Source organism: Pseudomonas sp. SWRI50, assembly GCF_014269095.1.
Classification (GTDB): domain Bacteria; phylum Pseudomonadota; class Gammaproteobacteria; order Pseudomonadales; family Pseudomonadaceae; genus Aquipseudomonas; species Aquipseudomonas kermanshahensis.
Map to the genome: position 1 here is coordinate 1 of NZ_JABWRW010000010.1, position 11,674 is coordinate 11,674.

Sequence of the window (11,674 nt, forward strand, 5' to 3'; positions counted from 1 at the left end):
CCGCCCACCTCCCCCATGCTGCCGCCCTGGAAGCCACCCTCGATAGCGGCGACCACCGTGTTGCGGCCATTCAGCCGGCCTTTGGCGATGACCACGCCATCATCGGCCTGGGGCACGATGCCCTGGCGCGGCAGCCAAGGTGACATGAGCCGGTCGAAGGGGCCCAGCAGCTCGCGGAACGTGCCCGGGTCAAGCAGTGCCCGGGCGCGCTGGCGGGCGCCCATTTCGACGAGGCTGCGGCTGTGCAGCAAACGCTCGGTGTCAGTCATGGGCGATCTCCTCGAAACCTTGCTCCAGGCGCAGGCGCACCACGCCTGGGGTGGCGCCAAAATCATGGATGTCGATGTTCACCGCTGGCCATTGGCGGCCTTCGAACAGGCGCTGGAACAGTTGCGTCCAGCGCGCGCCGCTGCCGTTGACCGACGTCACGACCTGGATCTGCAGGCTGCCGGCGATGCCGGGTTCGATCAGTACTTCCAGGTCGCCGGAGCTGACGCAGCCGACCACGGTGCGCCCGCGCCCTGGTTCGGCGGCGGGGAATTGAAAGGTCAGGGTTTCCATGTCACAGGCTCCCGGCTTTGTCGAGGAACAGGCAGGCCGCCAACAGATCGGCAGCGCCACCCGGAGAGGCATTCAGTTGCAGCAAGTGTTCATCCAAAAGGCGCAGTTGCCGCCGCCCGTCCAGCGTGGCGCTGCCACCGGCGTCGAGGACGGCGCGGGCACCCTGCTGGACCGTGGCCAGCCCTTGTGGCCCGGCGCGCCAAAGCACACAGGTGTCGGCCAGCGCCGCCATGATCGCCAGCAAGGCATCGAGCCGCGCGTGGGTTTCGCTGGCACCTAAGGCACGGCTGCGCTGGAGCTGTGGCAGGCCATGCGCGATAACCGCTGGGAAACCCAATTGCGCCTGTTCACGGGCTCCGCCGCTGCCATAACGGCGCCTTACGTGGGCACCATGGCTGTCTTCCGATGTTGCGCCCGGGTCGTCGATCAGCGCGATGCGCCCGGCGCGGGCCGCCACTGCGCACGGGTCAGCGTGGGGACCCAGGGCACAGGCCGCCACCAGCAGCCCCAGAGCCCAGATCGCGCCTCGGTGGGTATTCACCCCGCCGGTGGTCGCCAGCATCGCGACCTCGCCTTCGCGGCCAATGCGGCCTAGCGCAGTGCGCAAGGGCTGGCCGACGCCGCCAATGGCCTCGGCCGCTTCGGCCATCTGCCGCAGGCACGGCCACAGGGCCAGCGCCGACGCATGCATCAACGCTAGCGTCATGTCGGTGTGCGCACCGTTGCTGCGGCGGTCTACCAGGCCCGGTTTGGGCGACAGATCGACTTCGTCGATCAGGGCTTCTACTGCCAAATCCGCCAGGTGATCGGCCAGAGGGATTTTGGTTGTCTGTTCAGCCCTCTTCGCGGGCAAGCCCGCTCCCACAGAGCCCCCACGGGCTTTAAGGCCCGTTACATACCGGTAGGAGCGAGCTTGCTCGCGAAGCAGCCCATGCGATTGCAGGTCGAGTACTTTCATCACCAGCTCCTGAACCGTGCGGGTGGGTTGTACAGGCCACCGGACCATTCCACCAGGTCGGCGATGCTGCGCGCAGCCAGCAGCTCACGGCTGGCATCGGTACGGCGGATGCCCAAGTCCTCGGGCAACGCCACCAGGCCCTGCTGGCGCAGGCGCTGGGTGTCTTTGGGGTCATGCCGCAGGCCAATGGCGGTGACACCGGCCACGGCTGCAATCATCTGCTGGCGTTCCTCAAGGCTGCGCGCTTTGTACAGGTAGGCGATGCCTTCTTCGGTGAGTAAGTGGGTAACGTCGTCGCCGTAGATCATCACCGGTGCCAGCGGCATGCCGGCTTTTTTCGCCACTTCGACCGCATCGAGGGTTTCGACGAAGGTGGGCTTGCCGCCTTCCTGGTAGGTCTCGACCATCTGCACCACCAGCTTGCGGCCGCGCTCGAGCATCGTTTCGGGCACGGTCATGTCGAGCCAGGCTGGTGTCGCGTGGCGGCGCCCACGGGGGTCGTGGCCCATGTTCGGCGCACCGCCAAAGCCCGCCAGGCGGCCGCGGGTCACGGTCGAAGAATGGCCGTCGCCATCCACCTGCAACGTGGCACCAATAAACAGGTCGACGGCGTACTGCCCCGCCAACTGACACATCATGCGGTTGGAGCGCAGCGAGCCGTCGCGGCCGGTGAAAAACACGTCCGGGCGCTGGGCGATGTAGTCCTCCATGCCCAGTTCAGTACCAAAACAATGCACGCTCTCGACCCAACCCGTTTCGATAGCGGGAATCAGCGTGGGGTGGGGGTTGAGCGTCCAGTTGCGGCAAATTTTGCCTTTCAGGCCAAGGGATTCGCCATAGGTCGGCAAGATCAGCTCGATGGCTGCGGTATTGAACCCAATGCCATGGTTCAGCGACTGCACCTGGTGTTTTTCATAGATGCCACGGATCGCCATCATCGCCATCAGCACATGCACCGGCTTGATATGGCGTGGGTCGCGGGTGAACAGCGGCTCGATGTAGAACGGCTGGTCGGCGACCACCACGAAGTCGACCCAGGACGCGGGGATATCGACGCGCGGCAGGTCGTCGACCCGCTCCACCAATTGGTTGACCTGGGCAATGACGATGCCGTCACTGAAGGCGGCGGGTTCGACCAGGGCTGGGGTGTCTTCGGTGCTGGGGCCGGTATAGAGGTTGCCATCCCGGTCGGCCATGAAGCCCGCGACCAGGGTCACGTTGGGGATGAGGTCGACCAGCAGCCGGGAGTACAGCTCGATGTAGGTATGGATGGCGCCGACTTCGAGCAGGCCATCTTCCAGCAGTTGCCCGATACGCAGGCTCTGTGGCCCGGCGAACGAGAAGTCGAGCTTGCGGGCGATGCCCCGCTCGAACAGGTCGAGGTGTTCGGCACGGCTGACGCTGGGCATGATCATGTGCAAATCGTGCAGCCGCGCCGGGTCGACCTTGGCCAGTGAGCGGGAGAGAAAATCGGCCTGCTTCTGGTTGTTGCCTTCCAGCACCACCCGGTCGCCGGGGGCGAGTAACAGTTCCAGTGCCTCGACGATATGCGCGGTGGGCAGCACCACGCCGTCGGCGAGGTGGCGGACCCGGTCGAGGCGGCGCTGCTTCTCGGCGCGCCGCCGCGACCATTGCGGCGGTGGATTCTTGGTTGTTGTCATGGTGACTCCACGGGTTCGCTGTCGTGGAACCACCTTAGGGCGAGGCGTGAGGGTGCATCAATCAAGCTGGGTGGGTGATCGTTACGCTCAGGTTAATGAATTGAGGGTGGAGTGGGCTTGGGGTGTATGGCGTGATATTACTGGGGGCGCAGATCGAGCGCCGCCCGGGCGGCGCTCGATCTCCCAGGCGCTGCAAGGCTTAACCTGAACACAAGGCAAAAATGCAGAACACCCCTGCAGATTTGCCGATTGTGCACGACAAATTCGCATGACAGGATCCAGTGATCCTCCAGCGAACTCCAGACTTCACTTGGAAAATCAATAACAAAGCAGGGAGAACGCGATGACCGCGCATGCTTACACTTCGGCAACGGATCATGTCTTGGCTGAAGTCCGCAACCAGATTGGCCACCTGACCCTGAACCGCCCCGCCGGCCTCAATGCCTTGACCCTGGATATGGTGCGCAGCCTGCGCCAGCACTTCGACCAATGGGCCGACGACCCGCAGGTGCGCGCAGTGGTACTGCGTGGTGCGGGCCCTAAAGGGTTTTGCGCCGGTGGCGATATCCGCTCGCTGCACGACAGCTACAAAAACGCAGAACGCCTGCATGAAGACTTTTTCGTCGAGGAATACGCGCTCGACCTGTGCATCCATCATTACCGCAAACCGGTGCTGGTGCTGATGGACGGTTTCACCCTCGGCGGCGGCATGGGCCTGGCCCAAGGCTGTGACCTACGGGTGGTGACCGAACGCAGCCGGCTGGGCATGCCGGAAGTCGGCATCGGCTATTTCCCGGATGTGGGCGGCAGCTATTTCCTCTCACGCCTCCCTGGCGAGCTGGGCACTTACCTCGGTGTCACTGGCACCCAGATCCAGGCCGCCGACGCCCTGTATTGCGGGCTCGCCGACTGGCATGTGCCCTGCGATAAACTCACCGCACTCGACCAGGGCCTGGACCGCCTGACCTTTGGCGACCACCCGCTCAAGGACCTGCAAGGCCTGCTGGCCAAGCTCGGCACTCAGGTGCTGGATGACGCGCCGCTGGAGAAGCTGCGCCCGGTCATCGACCATTTCTTTGCCCTCCCCGACTTGCCAGCGATCATCGAGCAACTGCGCACCGTCAGCATCGGCGACAGCCACCCATGGGCCCTGGCAACCGCCGACCAGCTGGAAAGCCGCTCGCCACTGGCCATGGCGGTTACGCTGGAAATGCTGCGCCGCGGTCGCCACCTGGCACTTGAGGCGTGCTTTGCCATGGAGCTGCACCTGGACCGCCAGTGGTTCCAGTACGGCGACATCATCGAGGGCGTGCGTGCCCTGATCATCGACAAGGACAAGCAGCCCCGCTGGAACCCGCCCACCCTGGCCGAGCTCGAGCGCCAGCGGGTCGACCAATTCTTCGAAGGCCTGTGAGCCCGGGAGTACACAGATGCAAGACCTGGAACTGAGCGAAGAGCAGATCATGATCCGCGACATGGCCCGGGACTTTTCCCGTGGCGAAATCGCGCCCCATGCCCAGGCCTGGGAAAAAGCCGGCTGGATCGATGATGGCGTGGTCCGCAAGATGGGCGAGCTGGGGCTGCTCGGCATGGTGGTGCCTGAAGCCTTCGGCGGCAGCTACACCGATTACGTCGCCTACGCCCTGGCCGTGGAAGAAATCGCCGCTGGCTGCGGCGCCACCGGGGCGATGATGAGCATCCACAACTCGGTGGGCTGCGGCCCGTTGCTGGCTTATGGCACAGCCGAACAGCAACAGGCTTGGTTGCCACGCCTGGCCACGGGCGAGGTAATTGGCTGCTTCTGCCTGACCGAACCCCAGGCCGGCTCCGAGGCGCACAACCTGCGCACCCGTGCCGAACGCGTGGAGGGCGAATGGGTGATCAATGGGTCCAAGCAGTTTGTCAGCAATGCTCGCCGAGCGGGCCTGGCGATCGTCTTCGCGGTGACCGACCCGGAACTGGGCAAGAAAGGCCTGTCGGCCTTCCTGGTACCCACTGACAACCCTGGCTTCAAGGTTGACCGCAGCGAGCACAAGATGGGCATCCGCGCCTCTGATACCTGCGCGGTCACCTTCGACAACTGCCGCATCCCGGCCGCCAATATGCTCGGTGAGCGCGGCAAGGGCCTGGCCATCGCCTTGTCCAACCTCGAAGGTGGGCGTATCGGCATCGCCGCGCAGGCATTGGGTATCGCCCGCGCCGCGTTCGAAGCCGCGCTGGTCTACTCCCGTGATCGGGTGCAGTTCGGCAAGCCGATCAACGAACATCAGAGCATCGCCAACCTGCTGGCTGACATGCAGGTACAGGTGAATGCCGCACGCCTGCTGATCCTGCATGCAGCCCGCTTGCGCAGTGCCGGCAAGCCGTGCCTGTCGGAGGCTTCGCAGGCCAAGCTGTTCGCGTCGGAAATGGCCGAGCGGGTATGTTCCATGGCCATCCAGGTGCATGGTGGCTATGGCTACCTGGAGGATTACCCGGTGGAACGCTATTACCGGGACGCACGGATCACGCAGATCTACGAAGGCTCGAGCGAGATCCAGCGGATGCTGATTGCGCGGGAGCTCAAGCACTATCCGCTGTAGCGGGTCGCCAAACCTGTGGGCGCCGGCAAGCCAGCCCACAGGTTCCTGCTAAATCAGCCCGTTTCAGCGCCAATACCGCTCATCATCCACTATCCGCGCATGGGCCTCGAACAGCGCGGGTAGCTGTTCCTTGAGGTAGTCGATCCAGGTGCGCACCTTGGCATCCAGGTAGTGCCGCGACGGGTAGATCGCGTACAGCGCACACTCGCGCAGGCGATACGGGGCCAGCAGCCGGCGCAAACGCCCCTGCTCGATGGCCTGGCTGGCGGTGTAGAACGGCAACAACCCGATGCCCATGCCCAACTCGCTGGCCAGCAGCATGGCGTCGGCTACGTTGGTCAGGAAGCTGTCTCGCGGCGCGATCACGCACTGATCGACGCCTTGCGGGAATACCCAGTCGCCTTCATACATCGGATACGCCATGCGCAGGCAACGATGATCATGCAGGTCTTCCGGCCGCTCAGGCACCCCAAAGGTCTCCAGGTAGCTGGGCGCGGCACAGGGGATGCTGAAGATGTCGCCCAAGGGCACTGCGATCAATTGCGAGTCCGGCAAGGCCCCGTCCACGGTGATCACCACGTCATGCCCTTCAGCCAGCGGGTCGGGGTTGCGTTGGGACAGGGTCAATTCGACCACCACCTCAGGGCACAGCGCGTTGTAGCCCGCCACCAGCGGCATCAGCAGCAGGCCCAGGCCATGCGGGCAATGCAGGCGCAAGCGGCCACGGGGCGTGAGGTGCGCGCCGCGCGCTTCGCCCACGGCTTCTTCGGTCAATAACATGATTTGCCGGGCGCGCTCAAGAAAACGCTCGCCCGCCTCGCTCATGCGCAAACGGCGCGTAGTGCGGTGCAACAGACGGGTCTGTAGCTGATTCTCAAGCTCGGCAACGATGCGCGACACCTGCGCCGCTGAAATATCCAGGGCATTGGCAGCCGCCGCAAAGCTGCCGCACTCCACCACCCGGGTGAAGGTACGCATGGCATGCAGCATGTCCATGAGGGATGGGCTCCTTGTTCAATCTTATTCTTACGTTCAAGGCAGGAATCTATCACGGTTTAGCCCATTTATTGTGGATCACCAATGAATACATCATTGGTAAAACATCGAAAAAGGAACCTGCCATGAAACGTTCGATCGCTGTGCTTGCCGTTACCGCTGCCCTCGCCTCGTTCGGCGCCTTGGCTGACGCGGGCACTGACCAGCCTGTTGCCAGCAGCAACTACGAATACGGCATGCCGCTGGATGTGGCCAAAGTCATCTCCATCACCCCAGCCAGCAATGCAGCCGATTGCCAGGTTGGCACCGCGCACATGGTCTATGTCGACCATCAAGGCCACACCCGCGAAATCAACTACCGGGAAATGGGCAACTGCTCGCAGCAGTGAGTCAGGCCAATACCTGGTTGATCCAGGTGATTTGCCGGGCGAAATCGTCGCGCTTTTCCTGTGGGATTGCATCCCGGGCGCGTTCGAAGTTGGCCAACGTCTGCTGCTTCTGACGCAACATGCGCTGCCATTTGGTCATGAACGCTGGGCTTTTCTCGCGCATCAACAGTGGGCCGAAGTACAGTTCTTCGGCGGTATACGCCACTGCCTCACACGGTTCGGCGACGATGATTTCGTAGTCGAAGCGGTTCTCCCGCAGCAACTCTTCGCTGACGATGCGATAGCCATTGGTCATTAGCCAGCCCCGCAGCGCGCACTCGCCGCCATTGGGTTGCAGGATCAGGCGCTCGGTGCCGTTCAAGCGATGCTTGCCGCGTTCCAGAATTTCGCACAGGGTGTCGCCGCCCATGCCGCAGAGGCTGACGGCAGAGATCCGGTCGTTTATTTCGATCGCCTCTAGCCCATCGGCCAGGCGAATGGTGATGCGTGCTTCCAAGCCATTGCGGCGCACATTGCGCTGAGTGGAGGCAAAGGGCGTCTGCGCCACTTCACCGGCCACGCCGGCTTCGATAGTGCCGCGCAGCATCAACGCTACCGGCAAGTAACCGTGGTCCGAGCCGATATCGGCCAGGCGCGCGCCGTGTGGCACATGCGCCGCCACGCGCTCCAGGCGCATGGAGAGTGTCTGTTCGTTCAACGTAAGCCCCTTGCTCGACAACCGGGCGCGATTCTGACGATCAGGGCGCGGCATTACAATGCGTAAAAGCCGAATGGCCCGGTTGCGGCAAGGGCAGCGGCTATTTACGCGCCTCCAGGATGAGGTTGAACGGTGTCTGCGTCGCACGCCGGAACCGAGTGAACCCCGCCTCTTCGAACACCGCCCGCAGCCGTGCCTCCCCGGCCTGGGCACCCAACCCCAATCCCACCTCCTGAGACAGCGAGTTCGGCGTACAGATAAACGTCGACGCTGCGTAGAACAAGCGCCCAACCGGCGTCAGGTTGCCCTCCAGCGAATCTTCGGCATACGGTTCCACCAGCATCACCGTACCGTCAGCCTTCAAGGCACGGTAGGCATGGCGCGCCGCGCCCACTGGGTCACCCATGTCGTGCAGGCAATCGAAGAAACACACCAGGTCATGGTCGTGGCCGGGGTAGTCTTTAGCAGTGGCCTGCTGGAAATGCACCCGCGCGCCCAACCCCGCCTCTTCGGCGCGCTGGTTGGCGGTGGCGATGGATGGCCCGTGATAGTCGTAGCCGACAAAGGTCGATGCAGGAAACGCCTGGGCCATGACCAACGTCGAGGCACCATGGCCACAGCCCACATCGGCCACCTTGGCGCCCGCTTGCAGTTTCGCCACTACTCCTTCCAGCGCCGGCAGCCACTCGGCCACCAGGAACGTTCGATAACCCGGCCGGAAGAACCGCTCGGTGCCGCTGAACATGCACGGGTGGTGGTCGCCCCACGCCAACCCGCCGTCGCCACGCATGGCCGCGACCAGCTTGTCTTTGTCGTGAAACAGCGCCGCCACCACTGCGGCGCCACCGGCCATGTAGGCCGGCGAGTCCTCCAGCGCCAGGGCCATGGCCTGTTCTTCGGGCAGCACGAAACTGCCCTTGTCATGCACCATGTAGCCCGACGCCGCCTGGGCATTGAGCCATTCGCGCACCAGGCGCGGGTGGCAACCGGTCTTGGCCGCGAGCGCGTCGGGGGTGGTCGGCAGGCTGTCGGCCATTGCCCGGTACAGCCCGAGTTCGTCGCCCAGAATGACATTGGCCAGGGTCGCCGCAGCGCCCATGTCACCCACCAGCTTGCCCATGAATTCGTGAAGCCGTGCCTCGTCCATGACCTGCCCTCCTCTGCAAGAAGGCCACCGTCGACGAGGGAAGTCCGGGTCCGAGGGGGCGGTGGTCGAATGATTTGAAAGGCGCGCCGCACCACCATCTGCGACGGGCTGTTTGTAAGTTTAGATGCCAAGAACTAAGCAGAGGCGGTTTTGGACTACGTCTACCCGGGAAAACAAGAAGGAGGTTATCGGCCATTTCTGGTGACCGTTAGCAATAGCATCAAACACCTGATAACGGCTGGTGATGTGATTGCAGATGGACGCTATAGAACTGGCAGCACTGATTGGCTTCAAGCAGGCTGCTCGAGGCCAAATAGTACTGGAAACCCGGAACAGAACCCTCAACCTGGATAACCGGTTAATGGTCGAGGAAATTGATCATAAGGCTATAGAGGCCCATGAGCGCTGGCATCCCAACCCACATGACTTCGGCTGGGATCGTGTGTTGCAATGGAAGCGCCGACGTGCTCATGCACGCGCGCTGGACATTGCCATATGGCATGGCAATGCGCTTGCTGGCCTTTGTTGGGCTTCACCACAAGGCAGCAAGGAAAAGATCATGGTGCTTTACCTTCAGCGTAACCCAGACAATTACCTGGCGACACGAGGCTACATAGCGCCCTTGTGCATGAGCGGCGTCCGCTTCTACGCCCTTATGCTCGGGTTGAAATGGGTTGTAGTGAAAGACCCCACTCCCTGAAGCGCGTATCGCCTATCAACAGAATGGTTTCCGCCAGGTAAAAGGTATCGGGCTTGCCTATGACCTACGTGGTGATTATGCTGCCTTCAACCATGAGAAAATACATGATGTCGACTAAAATCAGCGATTTCAGCGCATCTGTAGCGCATTTCAGGGCAATTGCTGACGCAAAACTGACGCGCTTGCGGCAGTCGGCGCAGTACGAGAGTTTGCTGAATGGGGACGCAGTAGAAGCGTTCACCAAGGTCGAGGGATCTGTCTACGCGGGTGCCTCAGGCAAGCGCCGCAAGTGCTCGCTTGGCTGAACCTGACTGCGCGGCTCTGGAGAAGCAGCCGCGCAAGCCAGCAACAGTGATTGCCCCAATAACACCAACCTCGAACTTTTACGGCGCTTCACCACCCGACGGTGGATTCAGCTGCAGCACCTCATTGGTATACGTCCACTCCTGCTGCACCCTGTCCGGGTGCTCGTTCAGGCGAATGCCGTAAGACGGCACGATCTGCTTGATCTTCGCTTGCCACTGCGGCGAGGCCACCTTGTCCTTGAACACCTTGTTCAACACATCCAGCATGATCGGCGGCGCGGTCGAGGCACCCGGTGAGGCCCCAAGCAGGCCGGCGATGCTGCCGTCCTTGGACGTGACCACTTCGGTACCCAGCTTGAGCACCCCACCCTGGGCCTCGTCCTTCTTGATGATCTGCACCCGCTGGCCGGCTTGCCACAGGCGCCAGTCTTCCTTCTTGGCCTCGGGGAAGTAGGTGCGCAGCGCTTCGAAGCGGTCATCGTCCGACTGCAAGACCTGACCGACCAGGTACTGCACCAGATCGAACTCACGTACACCTACCCTCACCATCGGCCAGGCGTTGTGAACACTGGCGCTGGCGAACAGGTCGAGCAACGAGCCCTGCTTGAGGAACTTAGTCGAGAAGGTAGCAAACGGCCCGAACAGGATCATGCGCTTGCCATCGAGGACACGGGTGTCCAGGTGCGGTACCGACATCGGCGGCGCGCCGGTTGCCGCAATGCCATAGGCCTTGGCCATGTGGCGCTGGGCAATGGCCGGGTTATCGGTGACCAGGAACGAACCACCGACCGGGAAGCCGGCATAGTCCTTGGCTTCATCGATGCCGGACTTCTGCAACAGGGGCAGCGCCGCGCCGCCGGCGCCGATGAACAGGAACTTGGCATCGGTGGCCGCCTGGCTGCCATCTTTCAGGTTCTTGTACTCGACATGCCATGAGCCGTCGTCGTTGCGGGTGATGTCCTGTACCTCGCTCGACAGCTTGAGGCCGAAGTTAGGCCGAGTCTGCAGGTAACCCACATACTGCCGAGTGATCTCGCCAAAGTTGACGTCGGTACCGATCGGCGTCCAGGTCACGGCCAGTTTCTGATTGGGGTCGCGGCCCTCCATCATCAAGGGCACCCATTTGCGGATCTGTTCGTGGTCTTCGGAATACTGCATGGGCTTGAACAGCGGGCTGGCTTGCAACGCCTCATAACGCTTCTTCAGGAAGCGAATGTTGTCGTCGCCCCAGACGAAGCTCATGTGCGGTGTGGTGTTGATAAAGGAATGGGGGTTCTTCAACACGCCCTGCTTGACCTGCCAAGCAAGGAATTGGCGGGTGATCTGGAATGACTCGTTGATCTCCACGGCCTTGCTGATGTCGATCTTGCCATCTTTTTCTGGCGTGTAGTTCAGCTCGGCCAAGGCCGAGTGGCCGGTACCGGCGTTGTTCCAGCCGTTGGAGCTTTCTTCGGCCACCTTGTCCAGGCGCTCGACCATCTCCATCGACCAGCCGGGCTCCAGCTCGTTGAGCCAGATAGCCAGGGTCGAACTCATGATGCCGCCGCCCACCAGCAGTACATCGACCTTTTTGGTTTCAGCGGCCTGGGCGTTGAGCATGACTGCGCCCAACCCCATGGCCAGCGCCAGGCCGGCCAGCGCCCGCTTCGCTTCGATCGTGATTGTCATGTCCTCTCCC

At 62.6% G+C, this 11,674-nt stretch carries 12 protein-coding genes and 1 pseudogene; 5 read left to right on the plus strand and 8 right to left on the minus strand.

Annotated features, from left to right (window positions below; all coding sequences use genetic code 11):
* From HU750_RS12700 to mdcA, 4 genes and pseudogenes are all read right to left on the minus strand, one after another.
* Positions 1 to 269: pseudogene (locus tag HU750_RS12700) on the minus strand (biotin-independent malonate decarboxylase subunit beta); the annotation flags it as partial.
* The gene (locus HU750_RS12705) at positions 262 to 561 is read right to left on the minus strand and encodes a malonate decarboxylase subunit delta (protein WP_085272968.1); all 300 of its coding nucleotides are present in this window, start codon (positions 559 to 561) and stop codon (positions 262 to 264) included. The gene HU750_RS12705 and the pseudogene HU750_RS12700, both read right to left, overlap by 8 nt.
* A 1-nt stretch (position 562) precedes the next feature.
* Positions 563 to 1,519 (minus strand): triphosphoribosyl-dephospho-CoA synthase, encoded by a 957-nt coding sequence (locus HU750_RS12710; RefSeq protein ID WP_186680089.1) that lies wholly within the window; start codon positions 1,517 to 1,519, stop codon positions 563 to 565.
* Positions 1,519 to 3,180: a malonate decarboxylase subunit alpha gene (gene mdcA, locus HU750_RS12715; RefSeq protein ID WP_027593486.1), complete on the minus strand. Its 1,662-nt coding sequence runs from the start codon at positions 3,178 to 3,180 to the stop codon at positions 1,519 to 1,521. The genes HU750_RS12710 and mdcA overlap by 1 nt, the downstream gene beginning before the upstream one ends.
* A gap of 343 nt (positions 3,181 to 3,523) precedes the next feature.
* Here mdcA and HU750_RS12720 point away from each other — a divergent pair, with 343 nt between their 5' ends.
* Together HU750_RS12720 and HU750_RS12725 are read left to right on the plus strand one after the other, a co-directional pair.
* A complete protein-coding gene (locus HU750_RS12720) occupies positions 3,524 to 4,594 on the plus strand; it encodes an enoyl-CoA hydratase/isomerase family protein (RefSeq protein ID WP_027593487.1) in 1,071 nt (356 codons plus the stop codon).
* Positions 4,595 to 4,610: 16 nt separating this feature from the next.
* Entirely contained in the window at positions 4,611 to 5,762 is a 1,152-nt protein-coding gene (locus tag HU750_RS12725; protein ID WP_099429168.1) for an acyl-CoA dehydrogenase family protein, read from the plus strand.
* 63 nt (positions 5,763 to 5,825) lie between these two features.
* Here the strand turns inward: HU750_RS12725 and HU750_RS12730 are convergent, their stop codons facing one another.
* Positions 5,826 to 6,758, minus strand: a complete 933-nt coding sequence (locus HU750_RS12730) for a LysR family transcriptional regulator (RefSeq protein WP_027593489.1) — start codon at positions 6,756 to 6,758, stop codon at positions 5,826 to 5,828.
* Positions 6,759 to 6,883: 125 nt separating this feature from the next.
* On the opposite strand from HU750_RS12730, the gene HU750_RS12735 reads away from it, so the two are divergent.
* Positions 6,884 to 7,147, plus strand: coding sequence for a DUF2790 domain-containing protein (locus HU750_RS12735; protein WP_186680092.1), 264 nt, complete (start codon positions 6,884 to 6,886; stop codon positions 7,145 to 7,147).
* A 1-nt stretch (position 7,148) separates the two neighbouring features.
* Here HU750_RS12735 and HU750_RS12740 read toward each other — a convergent pair whose 3' ends face one another.
* Both HU750_RS12740 and HU750_RS12745 read right to left on the minus strand, forming a co-directional pair.
* Positions 7,149 to 7,844, minus strand: a complete 696-nt coding sequence (locus HU750_RS12740; RefSeq protein ID WP_186680095.1) for a tRNA (adenine(22)-N(1))-methyltransferase — start codon at positions 7,842 to 7,844, stop codon at positions 7,149 to 7,151.
* Between the two features lie 100 nt (positions 7,845 to 7,944).
* Positions 7,945 to 8,991, minus strand: a complete 1,047-nt coding sequence (locus HU750_RS12745; RefSeq protein WP_186680098.1) for a class I SAM-dependent methyltransferase — start codon at positions 8,989 to 8,991, stop codon at positions 7,945 to 7,947.
* 256 nt (positions 8,992 to 9,247) lie between these two features.
* On the opposite strand from HU750_RS12745, the gene HU750_RS12750 reads away from it, so the two are divergent.
* Together HU750_RS12750 and HU750_RS12755 are read left to right on the plus strand one after the other, a co-directional pair.
* Positions 9,248 to 9,691 (plus strand): hypothetical protein, encoded by a 444-nt coding sequence (locus HU750_RS12750; protein WP_186680101.1) that lies wholly within the window; start codon positions 9,248 to 9,250, stop codon positions 9,689 to 9,691.
* 53 nt (positions 9,692 to 9,744) lie between these two features.
* A complete protein-coding gene (locus HU750_RS12755) occupies positions 9,745 to 9,996 on the plus strand; it encodes a hypothetical protein (RefSeq protein WP_514132422.1) in 252 nt (83 codons plus the stop codon).
* 78 nt (positions 9,997 to 10,074) lie between these two features.
* Here HU750_RS12755 and mqo read toward each other — a convergent pair whose 3' ends face one another.
* Positions 10,075 to 11,664 carry a malate dehydrogenase (quinone) gene (mqo, locus tag HU750_RS12760; RefSeq protein WP_186680104.1) on the minus strand — a complete coding sequence of 530 codons (1,590 nt, stop codon included), beginning with the start codon at positions 11,662 to 11,664 and terminating at the stop codon, positions 10,075 to 10,077.
* Positions 11,665 to 11,674 lie beyond the last annotated feature (10 nt).